19 protein-coding genes are annotated in these 19,171 nt (G+C 62.7%); 4 read left to right on the forward strand and 15 right to left on the reverse strand.

Translation table 11 applies throughout. The annotated features are described in order from the left end of the window. Positions 1-168 precede the first annotated feature (168 nt). From BI292_RS28625 to BI292_RS28640, 4 genes are read left to right on the forward strand one after another with little or no spacing between them, the layout of a single operon-like run. Positions 169-1,515, forward strand: coding sequence for a hypothetical protein (locus BI292_RS28625; protein WP_101210021.1), 1,347 nt, complete (start codon positions 169-171; stop codon positions 1,513-1,515). Between the two features lie 35 nt (positions 1,516-1,550). Continuing rightward, a complete protein-coding gene (locus BI292_RS28630) occupies positions 1,551-3,797 on the forward strand; it encodes an Ig-like domain-containing protein (protein ID WP_101210022.1) in 2,247 nt (748 codons plus the stop codon). A 60-nt stretch (positions 3,798-3,857) separates the two neighbouring features. Next, positions 3,858-4,319 carry a curlin gene (locus BI292_RS28635; protein ID WP_101210023.1) on the forward strand — a complete coding sequence of 154 codons (462 nt, stop codon included), beginning with the start codon at positions 3,858-3,860 and terminating at the stop codon, positions 4,317-4,319. Positions 4,320-4,346: 27 nt separating this feature from the next. Continuing rightward, positions 4,347-5,795 (forward strand): curlin, encoded by a 1,449-nt coding sequence (locus tag BI292_RS28640; RefSeq protein ID WP_101210024.1) that lies wholly within the window; start codon positions 4,347-4,349, stop codon positions 5,793-5,795. Between the two features lie 937 nt (positions 5,796-6,732). On the opposite strand, the gene BI292_RS28650 is transcribed toward BI292_RS28640, so the two are convergent. From BI292_RS28650 to BI292_RS28720, 15 genes are all read right to left on the reverse strand, one after another. Further along, the gene (locus BI292_RS28650) at positions 6,733-7,599 is read right to left on the reverse strand and encodes a CsgG/HfaB family protein (protein WP_092280211.1); all 867 of its coding nucleotides are present in this window, start codon (positions 7,597-7,599) and stop codon (positions 6,733-6,735) included. Positions 7,600-7,629: 30 nt separating this feature from the next. Further along, positions 7,630-8,049, reverse strand: coding sequence for a curli assembly protein CsgF (locus tag BI292_RS28655; RefSeq protein ID WP_101210026.1), 420 nt, complete (start codon positions 8,047-8,049; stop codon positions 7,630-7,632). Beyond that, the gene (gene csgE / locus BI292_RS28660; RefSeq protein ID WP_092280207.1) at positions 8,046-8,435 is read right to left on the reverse strand and encodes a curli production assembly/transport protein CsgE; all 390 of its coding nucleotides are present in this window, start codon (positions 8,433-8,435) and stop codon (positions 8,046-8,048) included. The genes BI292_RS28655 and csgE overlap by 4 nt, the downstream gene beginning before the upstream one ends. Further along, positions 8,432-8,890: a type II secretion system protein gene (locus BI292_RS28665; protein ID WP_256592752.1), complete on the reverse strand. Its 459-nt coding sequence runs from the start codon at positions 8,888-8,890 to the stop codon at positions 8,432-8,434. Before BI292_RS28665 ends, csgE begins: the two co-directional genes overlap by 4 nt. 220 nt (positions 8,891-9,110) lie before the next feature. Beyond that, positions 9,111-9,491, reverse strand: a complete 381-nt coding sequence (locus BI292_RS28670) for a type II secretion system protein (protein ID WP_092280205.1) — start codon at positions 9,489-9,491, stop codon at positions 9,111-9,113. Between the two features lie 4 nt (positions 9,492-9,495). Then, a complete protein-coding gene (locus BI292_RS28675; protein WP_092280203.1) occupies positions 9,496-9,969 on the reverse strand; it encodes a type II secretion system protein in 474 nt (157 codons plus the stop codon). Positions 9,970-9,971: 2 nt separating this feature from the next. Beyond that, a complete protein-coding gene (locus tag BI292_RS28680; RefSeq protein ID WP_101210027.1) occupies positions 9,972-11,804 on the reverse strand; it encodes a secretin N-terminal domain-containing protein in 1,833 nt (610 codons plus the stop codon). Next, positions 11,801-12,307: a hypothetical protein gene (locus BI292_RS28685; protein WP_101210028.1), complete on the reverse strand. Its 507-nt coding sequence runs from the start codon at positions 12,305-12,307 to the stop codon at positions 11,801-11,803. Before BI292_RS28685 ends, BI292_RS28680 begins: the two co-directional genes overlap by 4 nt. Continuing rightward, positions 12,307-12,855 (reverse strand): GspMb/PilO family protein, encoded by a 549-nt coding sequence (locus BI292_RS28690; RefSeq protein ID WP_101210029.1) that lies wholly within the window; start codon positions 12,853-12,855, stop codon positions 12,307-12,309. The genes BI292_RS28685 and BI292_RS28690 overlap by 1 nt, the downstream gene beginning before the upstream one ends. Then, complete coding sequence (locus BI292_RS28695; RefSeq protein ID WP_101210030.1) at positions 12,842-13,387, reverse strand: PilN domain-containing protein; 546 nt, start codon at positions 13,385-13,387, stop codon at positions 12,842-12,844. The genes BI292_RS28690 and BI292_RS28695 overlap by 14 nt, the downstream gene beginning before the upstream one ends. Before the next feature lies 1 nt (position 13,388). Then, entirely contained in the window at positions 13,389-14,192 is an 804-nt protein-coding gene (locus BI292_RS28700) for a hypothetical protein (protein WP_101210031.1), read from the reverse strand. Further along, complete coding sequence (locus BI292_RS28705; RefSeq protein ID WP_092280191.1) at positions 14,173-15,879, reverse strand: GspE/PulE family protein; 1,707 nt, start codon at positions 15,877-15,879, stop codon at positions 14,173-14,175. Before BI292_RS28705 ends, BI292_RS28700 begins: the two co-directional genes overlap by 20 nt. Positions 15,880-15,963: 84 nt before the next feature. After that, entirely contained in the window at positions 15,964-16,494 is a 531-nt protein-coding gene (locus tag BI292_RS28710; protein ID WP_101210032.1) for a response regulator, read from the reverse strand. Between the two features lie 222 nt (positions 16,495-16,716). Next, positions 16,717-17,670, reverse strand: a complete 954-nt coding sequence (locus BI292_RS28715) for a peptidylprolyl isomerase (protein ID WP_101210033.1) — start codon at positions 17,668-17,670, stop codon at positions 16,717-16,719. A gap of 17 nt (positions 17,671-17,687) precedes the next feature. Then, positions 17,688-19,171 (reverse strand): ABC transporter substrate-binding protein (locus tag BI292_RS28720; protein WP_101210034.1); only part of this gene is annotated, 1,484 nt, incomplete at its 5' end.

Consider the following 19,171-nt stretch of genomic DNA (forward strand, 5'->3'; position numbering starts at 1 on the left):
GCCCGCTTCAATCGCCCCGCCGTCACCGCCCTTCGTCCCCCTTCGCCACCGCGCAACCCTGTACCTCGGGCCTTTCCCGGCGATTGCGCGTGTTTGGTATGCAATTTGCGCTAGCCCCCTCAACTGACCCGTCTCCAAGGGGCAGGCACTCCGATAGAGGGATTACTCATGCACCCTTTACTGTCCAAAACCGCGATTGCGCTGGTGGTCACCGCTCAAGCCCTGGGCGTTGCCGAAGCGGCGCTGTTCGCTGTTGATCCAGGCCCTTATCTGCCAGCCAACGGCTCGTTTGCCGCCTGGTATCAGGACACCCACGGCCGAACGCTCGACCTGTGCCTGTCCAAAGCCGTCAGTTCGCGAGTGCCCGGTGCGCCGGGCGCGCCGACTTACATGTGCAACCTGCTGCCGGCGCCGGGCGTGTTTGACGACGCGCAACCGGTGGTCTTCCCGACCAACTTCCCCGACGAAGCCTTCTGGTTCACCGCCGATGCGACCATCGTCGATGCTGCACGCGGCATTGATCTGTCGTTCGGCACGGCCATCGAAGCGGCGTTCGCCGCGGAAGAACCGGTCGAGGGTGACCAGATCAGTTTCGCCCGCGTGCGCATTCGCATCGACGTGCCCACCGCCGGCACCTATGTCGTCACCCACCCTTACGGGGTCGACGTGTTTGACGTTCCGGTGCCAGGGCGGCGGGCGATCAACATGACGCGCGACATCGGCATCGGCGTACCGAAAACCTACGACGGCGCGCTGCGGGGCGACGTCGGACCGTTCTTGCGCAGCGCCAATGGCCCGTACACCGAGACCAATCCAGTGACCGGCGCGGCCGAGCAATTCATCGGTGATCCGAACATCGAGGAAGCCGTCACCGGCAGCCCGTTCAACACCAACTTCGTGCGCATCGAAGGGCCGAACGGCCTCGACCTGCGGACCACGCTGTTTGCGATTTCCGGCAAGTTGTCGACGGTGGTGCGGCCGACGCCAATGATCACCCAGCGCAGCACTTACTCACGCAAGGCCGGTGAAAGCGCTCCCGTGGCGCAGCAGGACATCTTCGTCATGGCGCCACCGCCGCCCGCCACCGCCGTGGTGTCCAGCAGCAGCCCGTTGCTGAACATGAGCGAAGCCGACACCACCGGCAACTGGTACGCACAATCGGCGCTCAACCCGAGCTTGCCGAGCAGCGTGCAGGTGACCGCCGACAACTCGCTGGCGATCCCGACCAGCACGCCGACCACCTTGTCGATGACGCTCACCGACCTGGTGGTCATCCAGCGCGCCGAGTACAGCCTGAGCTCCGGGCAACTGACGCTCGTGGCTTCGACCAGCGATGAAACCTCGCCGCCGGTACTTACCGCGACCTCCGCCGGCGGTGCCGCGATCGGCGCGCTGAGTGGCGAAGGTGCGGTGAAAACCCTGGCCACCGGGATCTCGCCGATTCCACCGTCCAGGGTTCGGGTGACGTCATCCAATGGCGGCAGCGATACCGAAGAAGTGGTCATCGTGCAATGAACGCTCACATGCGCAGATCCTCATCAGGAGGCATCATGAACAATTGGCCACGCCTGGCGCTCAACGCCCTGGGACTGACTTTATCGCTGTCCGGCAGCGCTTTCGCCCAACTCGCCGCTGTCGATCCCGGCCCTCATACCTTTGCCACGGGGAAATTCCCCATGTGGTATCAGGACAACAATCAACTGTCGATGGAGCTGTGCCAGTCGCGCGCCGCGAGCTCGCGAGTGCCGGCCACCACGCCGCCGTCGTACATGTGTTTGCTCGGCGCGGAACCGGGCGTTTATGACGATGCCCAGCCGATGGTGTTCCCGGACAACTGGCCAGGCGAAGCCTTCTGGTTCGTCGCCGAAACGGCCATCCCGCAAGTCGGCAACAGCGGTTATGAACTGGAAGTGTACGTCGCCGCCATCGAAGCGGCGTTCGGTGGCGAAGCCGTGGTCGATGGCGACCAAGTGTCCTTCGCGCGGATTCGCCTGCGCATCTCGGTGCCGACCGCCGGGGTCTATACCGTCACCCACCCGTACGGCGTGGAAACGGTCAACGTCACCACGCCGGGCCGCCGCGCGATCAACATCACCCGCGACATCGGCATTGGCGCACCGGGCAATTTCAGCGGCGCGCTCAACGGCGACATCGGTCCGTTCCTGCGCAGCGTCAACGGCCCTTACACCGAAGTGAACCCGGACACCGGCGCGGTGGACACCTTCATCGGCGACCCGAACCTCAACGAGCCGGTGACCGGCAGCCCCAATAACACCAACTTCGTGCGCATCCAGGGCCCGGCCGGGACGATCCAGACCAACCTGTTCACAGTGTCCGGCAAAGTCCTCGACAACCGCGCGCAAACGGACGTCGAAATCGACCGCGCCACCTATCGCCGCACGTCCTCGGGCACGGGCAACAGCACGCGCGTCGAGGTCTTTGGCAAATCGGCCAACAGCTCCAGCCTGTGCTTCCGCGAAAGCGTGGCGCTGGTGGTCGGACCGCCGCCGTCACCGTGCCTGATCAATATGACGGGCGACAACAGCGGCCTGTTCTTCGCCCAGCGGCTGTTCAACGGTCCGGTGCCTCCGGTGGTGGTCGTGACCGCCACCAATCCGACCGGCACCACCCGGCCCACCGCGGTATCGAGCAAAGTCACCGATGTGGTGAAAGTGCAGACCGCGCGCTACAACTGGGCCAACCACAGCCTGCTGATCGAAGCCTCGTCGAGTGACGAAGTGGTGGTCCCGGACATGGTCGCGCAGGGTTACGGCCGGCTGTCGAAGTCCGGCACGCTGCAACGCCTGACGGTTGCTGATCTGCTGCAGCCACCGGCCACCGTGACGATCAAATCTGCGGCGGGCGGCAGTGACACCGAGCCTGTCGTGGTGGTCGGCGCGGCACCGAATACTGGCGAGAACGAAGCGCCACTGGCGGTCGCCGATAGCGGCAGCACCAGTTTCGGCGTGCCGATCACCCTCAACCTGCTGGCCAACGACAGCGACCCGGACGGCAATACGCCGCTGAGCATCACCGCACTGACCCAACCGGCCGCCGGCCAGGGCACCGTGGCATTAAGCGGCAGCACCGCGGTGGTTTACACCCCGCCAGCCGTGGTCAATGCCCCGCTGACCACCACCTTCAGCTACAAGGCTCAAGACGTCAAAGGCCTGGCCTCGAGCGCTGCGGCGACCGTGACCATCACTGTGGCGCCGAACCAGTCGCCGGTGGCCGTCGCCGACAGCATCGCGACGCTCGGCGTGGCGATCCCGATCAACGTGTTGGCCAACGACACCGATCCGGAAGGCAACGTACCGCTGGCCGTCGCCAGCCTGACCCAACCAGCGGCCGGTCGCGGCACCGTCAGCACTGACGGCAGCGTGATTACGTACACGCCGCCAGCCACGGTCACCACGGCGTTCACCACGACCTTCAGCTACATCGCCAGGGACGCTTTCGGCGCGCTGTCGACACCGGCGACGGTCACGGTGCAAGTCTCGCCACGCCCTGCTGCGGAAAACTTCGCAGTCACGGCGGCGACGGTCCAGGCCCGTTCCAACAACCGCTTCAATTGGGACTTCACCGGCACCTCCTCGGTGACCACCGGCAACACCATCACCGTTCAAGTGACCACCCCGACCGGGCTGGTGACATTGGGCACCACCACGGTGCCGGTGACCGGTCGCTGGCGGCTGACGGTGAGCAACAGCACCACGGTGATCCCGTCGGCCAACCCGACTGCGACCATCCGCTCGTCCCAAGGCACGCAACGCACGGTCAACGTCACCGTGCAATAAGCCCCCGCCCCACTGGCCTTTGCGGTCAGTGGGGCAGGCCACTTCCCACAGGACAACGCCATGAAAACGCCGACCGCCGCCCTGCTCTGCCTGTTCCTGCTTTGCAGCGGTACAGGCGTGCGCGCCGACGACTTGATGGAAAACGACGACCTGGCACCCAGCGCCGACCTCGGCGAGTTGCCACCGCCAATCGGCCAGCACGCGCTGATCGATCAGAACGGCCAGGCCAACGTCGCGTTGTTGCAACAGAACGGTCAGTCGCTGCTCGGGCGCATCGTTCAGTCGGGGAGCAATCAGGAAGCCTACATCCTGCAACAGGGCAGCGACCTGATGGCGCAGATCACTCAGCAAGGTTATGGCAACGATGCGTCGATCACCCAGACCGGCAGCCACAACCGCGCGCAGATTTCGCAGAACGGCAATAACAACGACGCCAGCATCGACCAGGCCGGCACCGGGCTATCCAGCGCCGTGACCCAAGCGGGGAACGGCATGAGCGTTTCGGTCAAACAATATCGCTAAGCACTGCAACAACCTGGAGGTTTCATCATGTTCAAATTGACGCCCCTCACCGCCGCCATCCTGGTCATGATCAGTGCCCAGGCCATGGCCGATGACAGCCTGTCCACGCAAAACCAGCTCGGCACCGCCAACATCGCCGACGTCAAACAAACCGCTGCGCCGTTCAGCACAGCCACCCAACAACAACTCGGCGAGGGCAACGACGCCGCCGCCAAACAGGACACCGCCACCGGCACCATCACCCAGGACCAGGCCGGCGATTTCAACGCCGGTTACGCCGAGCAGTTGTTCGAAAACGGCAGCAGCATCGTCCAGCAGCAAATCGGCGCGTTCAATACCAGCCACGCCAGCCAGTCGATCGGCCTCGGCGAAAACCAGGCGCTGCAGCAACAGCAAGGCAGCGGCAACTTCTCGTTCATTTATCAGGAATCGCAGGAAGCCAACACCGCGCAGACCTTGCAGTTCGGTGACGGCAACGAAGCCAACATCGAACAGATCCAGATGGGCATCGCCAACAACGCGACGGTTATCCAGTACGGCACTACCAACTACGGCACCGCCGAACACATCAACCACCTCGGCGGGCAGATCGGCATCAACCAGGCCGGCGAAGGCAACTACGCCTACGGCGACCAGCGCAACGGCGACGGCGGCACGCTGACCATCAACCAGTTCGGCGACTTCAACGGCACCGAAGTCTGGCAAGACAGCCAAGTTGCCAGCCAGGCCACCGTCAACCAATACGGGCAAACCAACGAAACCGTGGTCGACCAGAGCTTTGGCGAAAACAACGTCGCGCAGGTGTTGCAGGTCGGCGATCTGAACGCGATCTATGCCGACCAGTTCGAATCGATCGGTTCAACCGTCGCGCTGTATCAGCAAGGCACCGGCAACGTCCACTTCACCTACCAAAGCGGCGACAGCCACGTGCTCAACGCGACCTCGGTGGGCAACGGCAACAAAGTCCACGCCAGCAACTGGCAAGGCCCGCAACTGGGCGGCCAATTCGGCAGCAACCAGCGCGCCACCATCAACCAGAACGGCACCGCCAACGTTGCAAGCTTCAAACAGGACGGCGTCGGCCAGATCATGACCACCAACCAGACCGGCTCCGGCAACAAAACCACCGTCAGCCAGGCCGACAGCTACAACGAGCTGTACTTCGACCAGAACGGCAGCGACAACATCCTCATCGCCGACCAGCGCGGCACCACCAACCTGATCCAGGGCACCTCCGCCGGCAGCGGCAACAGCGCCGAATTCGACCAGTCCGGGACCGGCAACCAGGCCTACACCGCGCAACTGTATGGCAGTGACAACCAAATCAGCGTCAAACAGGCCGACACCATGAACGTCGCCTACGTCACCCAGGGCGGCGCCGGCAACATGGCCACCGTCGACCAAAGCGGCGTGACACAAATGGCCACCGTGCAACAGTTTGGTTCGGCCAACCAGGCGAGCGTTTTGCAGCAGTAAATTGTTGGATAAGAAAAACCGTGCCGCTGGAAAAGGGCACGGTTTTTTTGTGGGTGGGGGGTTGGTGGTGTTTCGTTGGGTGGGTATCGCGAGCAGGCTCGCTTCTGCAGTTGGGTTGGGTACATTCGGGAGATATGGGTTGGCTGGGAGGACGTCATCGCGAGCAAGCTCGCTCCCACAGGGGATTTGGGGGTGTTTGGGAAAACGGGTTGGCTGGGAGGTAGTCATCGCGAGCAGGCTCACTCCTACAGGGATTTGGGGGTGTCTGGGGAAAACAGGTCGTCTGTCAGGTCGCCATCGCCGGCAAGCCTTGCTCCCACAGGGGGATTTGGGTGTGTTTGGGGAAAACAGGTCGTCTGTTAGGACGCCATCGCGGGCAAGCCTTGCTCCTACAGGGGGGTTGGGTGTGTTCGGGGGGAACCGGGTCGTCTGGCAGGACGCCATCGCGGGCAAGCCTTGCTCTTACAGGGGGGTTGGGTGTGTTTGGGGGAAACAGGTCGTCTGTCAGGACGCCTTCGCGGGCAAGCCTCGCTCCTACAAGGGCGAAATCAAAGGTAGATCCGCTGTGCTTTTCACCACTCAACAGGCCGAGCGTTAGCTCGCCTGCAGCTCTTGATCTTGCCCTGTTGCCCCTTCGGCAGGCTGAGTGGAGGGGTTGATCTGGGGGTGGGCGCGTAGCGCCGTTCGGCGCAGCCGAACGCATCGAGAGGAGGTCGTAGCGAAGCAGACCGTAGACGATGCCCCCAGATCGACCCCGGAGCGAAGGAACCCCGAGCCCAAGCGAGGGGCCGAACGCCGGGGCAAAGCCTTTTGGTTACTTTTTGGCGTCTGAAAAAGTCACTCGCTGTAAGAGCGAAACCGCCAGCCGCCCCACCCAAAATAACGGATATACACACAAACCACCCACCAGCCAGGTCGGCCCGAAGGCCGCCTCGGCTCACTCCCCCTCACCCTCCTCAACCACCTTGTTCTGAGACAAATACCGCTCCAGAACCTCATCCCGCGCAGGCACCGAATTATCCCCCGCCACCTGCCACAAACGCCGCTCAATCCCCTGCGCCAAAAGATGCCCCACCGCCGCCTCAATCGCCGACAACACACACAACTGCGCCGGCTCATTCGTCGTATAACCCACCTCAGCCTCAAGCAACTTCTTGAACTCAATAAACTTGAACACCCCGGCACTACGGCCCACCGAATAAATCGTCTTACTCGTCATCACATTCGCCAACACCTGCCCACTGCGCACATCCACCGCACGCAAATTCACCGACACCTGATCCACCCGATACTCACGCGAAATATCAATCCCCAAATACCGCGCACCCTCCCCGCCGCTGCGCACATTGGTGTCATACGCAATAATCCCGCCCTCCAACATCAGGTTCGCAGCCTGCAACGGCGGCAACTCACCCTGGATATTCACCGGGGTATTTTCCTTCTTCTGCGAGGCGCGAATAATCTTGCGTTCGGTCAACAAGTTCTGCAGCCCCTCACGCTCCAGCACCACAAACCAGCCACTGGCCTGCAACGCATCCATCAACATGCTCGCCGCGCCCTGGGTGACGCTGGTCGAAAACGAACTGGCCGGCGTCGGTTTGTACTGCCCGGTCTGATCCCGAAAGCCATACACCACCGCCATCAAGCGCCCCTTGGGCCGTGGCATCTTCAACAAGTCGTAATAAGTCGACGCCCGCGGTGTCAGGGTCGGCGACTCGGTGTCCTGCTCGGCCGGCATCGTGTCGCGCAAACTGCAACCCTGTAGTGCCGCCAACATCAGCCCCAACGCGATTATTCTTTTCATGTCCTTCGCTCCCCGGCAGCCCGAACCCGATCAAGGGTTGAGGCCATTGACCTGGATTTCCGAAATTTCACCGGTCAATCGATCGGTCACTTCAATGCTCAGTGCGCCGGAGTCGTCGATGACGTTGACGATAAAACTGTCTGTGGACAGGCTCCCGGTGTTGCCCGTGGAGATGTTGTCCAGCAGTTGCCCGAGCAACCGCGATTGCAACTGACTGGTGAACCGCTCCAGCGCCGAAGTACCGGCAATCGCCGAGCGGTCTTTCAGGTCAGGGTCGTCGTAATCGTTTTGCGCCTGGGCATTGTTGAGCAGCCAGGTGCCGTTCAACGGGTTGCCGCCGAATGACGGATTGATCGGCGTATAGACCAGCTCAGTGGCGCTGACCAAGCCGCAGCTGCCGAGCCCGACAAGCCAGATGCCGGTGCGCTGTGAGAACGTTTTCTTGTTCATAATTCGTCCTTCTCCAGGTCGGTGGTGTCCTGCAATAACGCTTCGAGCTTGCGCTGCACGATCTGCCGGCGAACCCAGTCGGCGGCGTTGTACGCCTCCTCTTTGAGCTCGACGGTGTTCGGCGGCAGGAAGCGCCGGTAAACCAGGCGTTGCTGATATTCCACGGTCACCAGGCTGCCCCAGCGTGCCGAGGGTCGTTCGCGCACCACCAGGTTGAAATCCATCGGGCTGGTGGCGCGCAGGCGTTCGGTGAACGAGTAGTAAAAGTCGTGGCCAATGTGCGAGATGGTGTCGTCGACGACGAAGCCCATCATTTCGTCCTCTGCGCCGGCCGAAGCCAACGGAGGCATCAACATCAGCAGCAACGCCAGGCAATATCTGTTCATGGCGCCACCCCTGGGGATTTCGCCGACTGCGCTTTTGTCGGGCCGGAAGCGCCTTCCAAAAACGCCTTCTCGGCGACGAATTGCCAATCCTTGTAACTGGCCATGCCGACGAAATCCGACCACTGCGTGGGGAAATCCGTCTGCTTGAGCGGCGTGTCCGTGGCAGCGCTGTACAGACCGGTGATGCGCCCATCAAACCCGCGCATCAGCGACCATTCGCCGCCGCCAATCGGGTCCGGGTACAACTGGCGCAGATGATGTTTGGCCGAGGGAAAACGCTCATCCTGCAGCAGATCGGCGAGTTCTTTGGGGTACTGCGCCACGCCCGGCGAACTGCGGTAATAGCTGCGCAATGCCTGCGCGTATTGAGTGCCGACCCAGAGCAACTGACGCTCGCGATCACGTTTGGACGCGGTCGACCACAACTGCCCGGCACTGGCCAGGCCCATGCCCATCAGCGCCACCAGAAACAGCACGCCCAGGTAAGTGAAACCGCCTTCATTGCGCTGTTTCCCCGTGGCGAGGGGGCTTGCCCCCGTCGGGTTGCGCAGCGGCCCCAACTGTTGTTTTGTCAAACAAACCGCAATTACCGGTTTTGCGACTGCTGCGCAGCCGAACGGTGGCAAGGCCCCTAGCCACAAAAGCCCCGGTTGCCAACGGTTTCCACCCGCAGGCTTACCACTCGGAATAAAGGCTGCCATCACTCGCCCTCCCGCTCGCGCCGCTTTTGATATCGGCCACCGCGCCCGGCACGCCGTCCGGTGGCGCGACCAGCACCCACAAGTCTTTGCGCTCGGCAATCGGGTCGGTCGGCGGGTTGCGCAGATAGCGCTTTTCCACCAACTGCTCGATGGAATCGGGATAGCGCCCGGTGTCGCCGTAATAGTGATCCAGCGCCTCGCGCATCGCCGACAGACTCTGGCGCAGCGTGGTCTCTTTCGAGGCTTCCAGGCTGGTGAAATAGCGGGGCAAGGCAATGGTCATCAGCGTGGCGATAATCGCCATGACCACCATCAATTCCAGCAAGGTAAAACCCTTCTCGCAGCGCTTGTTCATAGGTTCACCACTCGCGGTAGGCAATGCCGTTGAGACCCTTGCCCCGGGCCTTGGAGTAGACGTCGAAGACGTCCTCGCCTTCGCGCGGGTTCTGCGCCGAACTGTCATAGGAGCGCAGGCCCCAGCCACCTTCATCGTCACGTTTGGCCGGGGTCAGCGGGTCGTGCGGCACCCGGCGCAAAAAGTAGAACTTGGCTCCCTTGGCGCTGCGCACATCGCGCACGCCCTCGACCAGCACCTGCAGGTTCGGCGGGTAGCCGCTGCTGTTCAGCGACTTCTCGATATACCCGGCATCGAACGCGCGTTTGTAGGCGTCGATGGCGTCGCGAATCTGGTACAGCGCCGCACGCATGTCCTGCTCTTTGCCACGGCGCACCACGGTTTCGGTCAAGGGTGCGGCCATGCCGGCCAACAGGCCGATCAGGGCCAGCGTCACCACGACTTCGATCAAGGTAAAACCGCGCTGGGAGGCGTTCATGATCAATTCTTCTCGACGACAACGTTGACGGTCGACGCCACAGGCGTGGCCATGACGTTGTTATTCACCGTCGATGGCGTGCCACGGTCAGGCGCCTGGATGTGCATGCTGGTTTCGGTGCCGGTGGGGAATTCCATGTCCGACGGGCTTTGATACGGCAGGTTGCGCACGATGCGCGGGGTGATCGACAGCACCAGTTCGGATTTGCCGACGGTGTCCTTGTTGCTGCCAAACAAGCGGCCCAGCCCCGGAATGTCGCCGAGCCCCGGAATCTTGTTGCCGGTGGCCCCGTGGTCATTGCGCATCAACCCCGCGAGAATCTGCGTTTCACCGTCGTGCAGGCGCAAGGTGGTTTGCGCGTTGCGGGTGTCGACTTGCACCGGAATCGTGCCTTGGCGGGTCGGCTCCAGCGGCGTCGCGTTGCTCACTTCCAGGGCAATCTTGATCGCCACTTCGTTGTTCAAATGCACGGTCGGCTGCACTTCGAGCTTCAGACCGACGTCGAGGTAGGTAACGCTTTCAGTGATCACCGGGCCTTGTGTGGATGGCACCGACGTCGCGCTGATGATCGGCACGCGCTGGCCAATGTGGATGCGCGCCTGCTCGCGGTTGCTGACACGGATCACCGGGCTGGCCAGGGTGTTGATGTCGTTGTCCTGCGCGTTGATCTTGGCTTGCGGCGACGGCGAAATGGAAATCCGGCTGGAGTTGATGCCCTTCAATTGGTCGAGCAACGTCACCGCCGAACCGTCGCTGTTGACCACACCAAAGGTGTTCGGCCATTGCAGCCCGAGGTCGAGAATGCGCTGGGTGGCGACTTCCATCACTTCCACTTCCAGCACCACTTCGGGGTTGGATTGATCTTGCGATTGCAGAAGTTTTTCGGCCATGCGGATCGCGTCTTCGGAGTCGCGCATGGTCAAGGTATTCAGGCGTTCATCGACAAACACGTCGCGGGTCTTGAGCATGGTTTTGATCATGTTCAGCGCGGTGTTGGCATCGATGCTGGTCAGGTAAAACGTGCGCATCACCAGCTCTTGGTAATCCTTGAGCTTCTGCGGCGAATCCGGGTAGATCAGCAAGGTGTTTTCGTTCACCACTTTCTGGTGCAACTGGTTTTGCTGCAGGAGCAATTCCACAGCGTCTTCGATGCGCACGTCACGCACGAAAATTGTCGCTTTCATGTCCGGGCGCAGGTCTTTGTCGAAGATGAAATTCAACCCGGCGACTTGCGACAGCACTTCGAAAATGGTCTTCAGGTTGGCGTCGCGAAACTCCAGTGTCACCGGCCGATCAAGGCGTGTGCGCAGCTGTGGGTAGGCAATCACGTTGCGGCTCTGCACCAGGCGAATGTTGCCTTGCAGCTCCAGCGCGCCGTCGTTTTTCGGGTCGAGTTCGAGGATCTGTTTGACCTGACGGTCGGCGCCGTAAATGTCGCCCCGGCGCAGGTCACCGCGGGCCAGTTCGAGTTTTTCATCCTGGCTGCGCAGGTAGTCGAGTTGGCGCAAGGCATCCTGCGCGCGGCGATTGTTCGGTTCGATGGTCAGCACCCGCCCGTACGCCTGGCGCGCCGAGACAAAATCGCGGCGTGAGCGGTCGGTGTCACCGGCGGTCAGCAACGCGGTGACGGCTTTGGCGCGGCCGCTGTTGAGCAGCAAGTGCAGCTCGGTATCACGCGGGTCTTCGCGCAGGCCTTCTTCGATACGCGCCAGCCCGGCTTCGTACTGGCCTTGTTCGATCAGGTCGGAGGCCTCTTTGTTGGCGACTTGCGCCGAGCTGCACGCGGCCAGCGCTGTGCTCAGGCACAGGCTCATCAGCAAACGGGATCTGTTCATTGCGTGCTCCCCACAGACAAAGTCTGGGCCAAGTGCAGAGGCAGGTAGACCAGGCTCAATTCCACATCGGAAATGCCCTCGATCCGCCACGTGTCGTCGATCACATCCCCTTTGCGCACGACGTAGATTTTTTCGCCGTTCTGCAAAAACACTTGCAGGTCGGCGCGGTCGGCGAGCTTGCCGACGAACTGGAACGGCATCGGCGGCACGACTGGGGTTTGCACCACCGCAGCGACGGTGACAGGTTGCTCGGTGACCACCGCGAGGGTCGGCGCGGCGCGCCAGCTACGGGTTGCAAACAGGTCGCCAGCGGGGCTGAGGTCCTTGATCGGCGCCGCTTTGACGTTGGCCGGTGTGGGCGCAATCTTGCGTTTGGCCGGTGTGGCCAGCGTCGCAACGGCGTTCTCGTCGGCGGCGTTTTCCTGAAAATATTCCGGCAACCAGGTCAACCCCGCCGCCACCGCGAAGAACCCGACCCAGCCTGCTACACGTTTGCTGTTCATCACGACCTCGACAGGTAAAGGGTCATGCGGATCCGCCCGGTCAGGTCGGTGTCGGCGATCTTCTTGCGTTGAAACTCGACGTCTTCCACCACCACCGCTGGCAACTGGCCGAGCAAGGCGTGCAGGAAGCGCCGCAATTGCGGATAGCTGCCGCGCACCGGTAGCAGAATCTGATAACGCGCCAGATGAGTTTTCGGGTCGACGCCGAGGGCATATTCGCCCCGCGCCAGGGTGATGTGCTCCTGCGCGGCCAACGCGTAGATTTTGTCGATGGCCACCGTGGCTTGCGGCTGCGACGGCAACTTGCTGCGGAAATCATCCAGTTGCCGTTGCGGCGCGACCGGCGGCGCGACGCTGCCGTCCTCGACTTTGGCCAGGTACTCGCCGGCCTCGCGGGTCTGCTGGTTGAGGGTTTGCAGCGACTGCCAGTCCGGCAGCAACCCGGCCAGCGCAAACAGCAGCGCCAACAACAGCAGCGCCAACCCGGCCAGGCCCGGCACACCGAGGCCTTGCAGGTATTCGTGAACGATCAGTCTAGGGATTCGCATCGCCAATCTCCCAAGTCGCCGACAGGTTGAATTGCACGGGGTGTTCCGCAACGTTGGCGACGATTTCGTGGCTCAGCAGCGACACGTCGGACAGCTCGTCGCTGGCTTCCAGACGTTGGTGAAAGGCGAGCATGGCTTCCAGATCGCGCGCTTCGGCGCTGATCCGCACCTGGCCCTTGCGCGCATCCGGGGTCAGGGTCAGCAAGGCAATGTCTTCACGCGGCAGGCCTTCGAGCATGGCGAACAGGCGTTCCCACGGTCGGCGCAGTTGCTGCGAGACCTTGCGCATTTCCGCGAGGTTTTGCGCTTGTTCGCGCGTCTCTGCCGGGCTCAGGCCAGCCTTGCTGCCGCTGTCACCGGTGAGTTCGCGTTGCGCGTGTTGCAAGTGCCCCTGTTGTTGCGAGGCCTGGTCGTCGAGGTGTTGCTGGGCGACGAAGCACGCCACCGCTAGCACCACGCCTGCGACCAACAGGCTCCAGCCCAAAGGACCGGAGCGGCGGCGCGGCTGAAAGTCGAGCGTCAGGGCGCGCATCTCAGGCCACCGCCCGCGACATCACGTACAGGCAATCCCGTACGGTGCTGCGGTCCTCGGCAAGGTTTCTCAACTGCACGCCGGGCACTTCTGGCGGCGTATCCAGGCGCGCCGGGGCATGCAGGTAGACGCTCAACGGGCGTTCGCTGGTCGAGGCTTGCAACTGGTGTTCGCGACCGATCAGCGCCGTCAGCGCAACATCGCTGTCGCTGCTGCCGACCGAGCGCACCGAAGCCCAGCGCCCTTCGCGGGCCAGCAACAATACGCTGCGTACCGGTTCGGCGACGATGAACAGGAAGTCCCCGGCATCCAGGCTTTTGTCGAAGTGATTGAACGCCGCCATCAGGTACGGTTGCACCGAGCGCAGGCGCAAGCCGCGACCGCTGGCGAGGGTGCGCAGGCGTTCAAGCAAGTCTTGCGGCAGCGCGGCGGCAACGCGGTCGTGGCCGGCCGGTTCGGCTGACAACACCAGATTCCACGGCTGATTGGGCACGCCGTAGAGGTCTTCGAAACACAGTTGGGCGAAGCCGCGCAGTTCTTCCGGGCTGCTGATCTGGTCGCTCCACGGCACCAGACAAAACCGGCTGAAGTGCCCGGACACCACCACGCTCACTTCAGCGCCGACACGCGCGTGTTCAGCGAGCAAGCGGTCGAGGGTTTCCAGGGCGACGGTCCAGGCATGAAAACCTTCGTCGATAAACCCGACGCTGCCGAGCCAGCGGGTTTCGCTGCCCTGCCGTTGACCGAGGCCGACACCACTGGCGCCGAGCACGGCGACATAACGATCACGAGACAAAAGTGACACGATTGATCTCCTCGAGCGTGGTCCGCCCTGCTTGCACCAGTTCCAGCGCCGACTCGCGCAACAGCCGCAAGCCACGTTTGCAGGCGTGGGCCTTGATCTTCGAAATCGGTTGGCGCTCGACGATCATTTGCCGCAGTTCGTCGTCCAGGTGCAGCAGCTCGGCAATCGCCGTGCGCCCGCGATACCCGGTGCCGCGGCAATGACCGCAGCCCTTGCCGTGGACGAACTGGTAATGCGCGACCTGCTGCGGGTCGAGGCCGGAGGCTTGCAGTTCATCGTCGCTGGGAGTGCTCGGTGCGCTGCAACTGGCGCAGACCAGGCGAATCAGCCGTTGCGCCAACACCGCGTTGAGCGCCGAGACCAGACTGTACGGGTCGATTTCCATTTGGGTGAAACGGCCAATCACGTCGAACACGTTGTTGGCGTGAATGGTGGTGAACACCAGGTGGCCGGTGAGCGCCGATTGCACAGCGATTTGCGCGGTGTCGGGGTCACGGATTTCACCGACCATGATCTTGTCCGGGTCGTGGCGCAGGATCGAGCGCAAACCGCGGGCAAAGGTCAGGCCTTTCTTTTCGTTCACGGGGATTTGCAGCACGCCCGGCAATTGATATTCGACCGGGTCTTCGATGGTGATGATCTTGTCCACGCCGTGGTTGATCTCGGTGATCATCGCGTACAGCGTGGTGGTTTTGCCGCTGCCGGTGGGGCCGGTGACCAACACCATGCCGTAGGGTTCGGCGGCGAGGCGGCGCAGCTGTTTGAGGGTTTCATCCTCAAAGCCCAGCGCCTGCAATTGCACGCCGCTGACCTTGTCGGCGAGGTCCTGTTTGTCGAGCACCCGCAGCACCGCGTCTTCGCCAAAAATGCTCGGCATGATCGACACCCGGAAGTCGATCTGCCGGCCGCTGATGCCGATTTTGAAGCGACCGTCCTGCGGCACGCGTTTCTCGCCGATGTCCAGTTCGGCCATGACTTTGACCCGGGAAATCACTTGCTCGGCGAACTCGCTGCCCTGGATTTTGCTGATGTTGTTGAGCACGCCGTCGATCCGGTACTTGATCACCAGGCCGCTGCCGGTGGTGCCGAGATGAATATCGCTGGCGTGCATTTTCAGCGCGTCGTACAGCGTCGAGTTGACCAGTTTGACTACAACGCTAGCGTCTTCGCTGATGCTGGTCAGGGACAGGCTTTGCAGGGTGTCGATTTCGACATTGGCGTCGGCCTGGGCGTTGAGCGATTCCACCGCGTGGAAGCTTTCTTCGTGCCGCGCCAGGTAGGCCTTGAGGTCATCGGCGTGCACCAGATACAGCGGCGCGCCGTGCAGGCAATCATCGATCCAGGCCAGGCGCGCGGTGTCGAACGGGTCGGCAAAAACGCCGATCACCGCGTCGTCGTGGCGCAGCAGGATGAATTCGCGTTTGATGCATTGGGCCAGCGTGACCCGGTCAAATACCGGGGTGGCCTGGAACAGCGTGTCGGTGTCGAGCACCGGGTAATGCAGGGTGGCGCCGAGGCATTGGATAAACGCCATCGGTGGCAGATCTGACAACACGCCGAGGGCGTCGAGCATCCGTTCGCCGCAAGTGCTGGCTCGCGAACGTGCCTGGGCCAGTTGCTCGCTGCTAAAGCGTGAAGGTACACAGTCCAGCGGTGCCGCTTCCACGGCCAGTGATAGACGTTCCATGGCTTGCTCTCCAACGCCCGGGGCTTGCGGCCCTGTCGGCGCGGCAGGCCATTGCGGCGGGAGCCGGAACGTCGTGTCGCGCCACTATTCCCCGGTGAGCAATTGTTCGTCGTCCGGTGCCATGGAGGCCGATGTTCGTCGGCGATCCGCCAGCACCCAACTGCCGTCGTACAACTGCAGCGGGAAACTCTCGGTCCTGCTCTGGCGTCGTTCGACAAAACCTTCGGCGGTGTTCGCGCCCGTCTTGGCCCCGCGCTCCACCCCCAGAAGGTCGCAGACTGCACGGGCCAATTCCGCCAACGGAAAGGGTTTGAACAGGATATGGCTGACGCCCAGTTGGCGGGCCCGCTCACAGACTTCAGCGGTCGGGTGCCCGGTAATCAGCACAAAATGACAATTCCTGTTCAGGCGGACGGCATCGAGCACTTCGAAGCCTTCCATATCCGGCAAGCGGTAATCGAACACCATCACATCAGGTACGAAACGCTCGGCTTCACCGATTGCTGCGCCACCGTCGTGAGCCATCCGGACTTCCAGTCCTTGCGCCTGAAGGTAATCCTTGAGGTTTTCGGCAAGGAGCTTTTCGTCTTCGACAACCAGTACTTTGTTTAACAAGGTCGACTCCTTGAAACAGCAGGTCCGAGTTCCGGGCCTGTTGGAGTGTGTGCCTTACAAGGGCTAACGCACACTTCATGCCAGGCCGGGTGCCGGTATTCTTATCTCTTCATGTCCTTGAATTTGAAGACAATGCCACGTCGTCCAGAACCCCCTCCCCCCAAAGGCGGGGAAGCGCACGGATGGGCATTGAAGCTTTTCCCCACTATTGGGGGGGAACCTTCAATCATCGTCAATCCGCTCGATGCGATTAGTCGATCGCAAGTGCGCCAATACGTCTCGACGAGCCTGGGCCTTTTGCTGTCGGGCGAGGTACGCCCTGACTGTTTCCAGCCCTTGCTCCTCTGTGACATCTGCCGCCTCCTGGTGGTTCTGTAAATAAATCAAATGCCAGCCGACCGCCGTGCGCACCGGATCGCTGACCTCTCCCGGTTGCAAAGCGAAGGCCGCCGCTTCGAATTCGGCCATCATGCGGCCACGAGCGAAATAGCCCAAGTCCCCGCCTCTGCTGGCCGAATCGTCTTCAGAGACGCTGCGGGCGACGGCGGCGAAATCCGCGCCTTGGGCAATTTGCGCGCGGATCTCCAACAAGCGTAGCCGCACCGCTTCAACTGTCGCGGAGTCGGCGCCCGGCGCGACTTTGAGCAGGATGTGCCGCGCCTGAATTTCCTCGGGGCGACCCATCTCGGCGCGGTGTTCGGCAAAGAACGCGCGCACCTGTTGTTCATCCGGTTCCGGGACTTTGGTCAGTTCGGCGAACATCTGTTGCGCGGCCAATTCGCGGCGGGTGTATTCGGTAAAACCGGCCTCGTCAAAACCGGCGTCCTGCAACCGGCGCGCAAACACCTCGGCGCCACCAATGGCCTGACGCGTCTGTTCGACCTGGCTGCGCACGCTGGCGTCGCTGATCTGCACGCCGCGCTTGCGCGATTCCTGCCACAACAGCTCTTTGTCGATCAACGCATCGAGCGCGGCGCGGCGCAGCTGTTTGTAGGCCTTGGGGTTGCGGATATTGCCGACCGCGCGGCCCTGATCTTCCAGGTATTCGGCGAAATAACGTTCCAGGCGCAGCTCGGTAATCACTTCGCCATTGACCCGCGCGGCGGCCGGTTCGTTATTGCTCAGCGCCACGGGCACCCACAGCATCAGCAGCAGCGTTAAGGTCTTGAGCTTCATGATATGGAGGCCTCCGATCAGGGCGTGGCAGCAATGGGTTTGTAGGGCGCGACCAGATAAAAGCGCTGGTCGGGCAAGTCCACGGTGACGATGTGTGCGCCGCTGAGGCCGAGGCGCCGGCCGGGGCCGAAGCTGATCAGCGGGGTCAATCCGGTGGCGAAGTCATGCAAGCCTTCGAGGGCGCTGATGAGCTTTTCGCGGCTGGCGTCGCGCCCGGCCTGCTTCATGCCTTCGCTGAACAACAGCATCGAGCTGAACGCGCCGACTTGCAGCACTGCGTGTTCGCCGCCAAGACCCTGATGCTCGCGCAACTGCGCCAGCGCCGTGCGCCCGGCTTGCGTCCAGTCGCTGGGCACGAACGGATAAGCGAGAAACACCCGCCGCGAAAACTCGCTGGGCACTTGCAGCAAATCGCCCGCGACCTGATTCGAAGCGGCGAACAGGTAAGGCGCCTGTCCAGTGTTCTGCAAACGTTTGGCCAAGCGACTGAAACCAGCGCTGTCGCCGAGGTAAAACAGCGAGCGCGCGCCCAGCGGCAGCTCATCGTGCGTCGGGTCGTAAGGCTGCAGCCGCACGTCTTGCCAGGCATTTTTCTGCAAGTAATCACTCAGATTCTGCGCTGCCAGGCGTTGACCGGGATCGTCCGGGTAGGCGATCAATGTCGGCCCGTCGAGCACCGGCAGGCTGTGCGTGGCGTAGTCAGCCAAGGCGATCAGTTGTTCGCGCAAACCCGGCAACGGTTCGAAAATCTGCCGACTGCCGGGCGCCGTGCCGCGCAGCGACAGTGGCCCGATCAGCGACACGCCGGCGCGTTCCAGGCGTGCGGCCAGTTCACTGTCGAGGGCCGGCACCAGCGGCGCGATCAGCGCGAACACCTGTTGCCGCTCGATCAATTGATCAAGCGCCGCTTCGGCACTCGCGCGGTCCGGGCCGGGGTCGAGAATGGTCAGGCGCAGCGTGCGCCCGTGAATCCCGCCGGCCTGATTGATCCGCGCGACGCTGCCCTTGAGCACCGCCGCCACCGTCGCGCCCTCCTCGCGCAACGGGCCGTCGCCGGGCAACAACGTGCCCAGGTGCAGGCTGTCGGCCTGCAGGCCCGGATCGCGTTCATCGCCCAGGCGTTTGAGGTAGGCGCTGAGGTCGCGCTGGTCCTTCATCGACAGGATGAACCGCGGCATCGCCGGGTCGAGCCGATTGTTGCCGGGGTCGCGTCCTTCCTGCACCGCGCGGCTCAGGCTGGCCTCGGTGTAGGCCGGGTAATCGCGCCCGTTGACCTGCTGCTGACCATAACGGCTGCTCAGTCGCGACCAGTTCAGATCCGGCGGCCGCACCCCGCCCTCCGCGCGCCCCTGACCATCGGCACCATGACAATTGGCGCACGGCAGGCTGCTGGCCGGCAGCAAAATATCTGCCGCGCCGACCCGCGCCATCAGCGGTTCACCGCTGCTCGAAAGCCCTTCGCGGTACAACCGCTTGCCGGCGCTTTCGCTCGGCGTGAGCG

The sequence above is a fragment of the Pseudomonas sp. 43NM1 genome, from assembly GCF_002836905.1.
Taxonomy (GTDB): domain Bacteria; phylum Pseudomonadota; class Gammaproteobacteria; order Pseudomonadales; family Pseudomonadaceae; genus Aquipseudomonas; species Aquipseudomonas prosekii.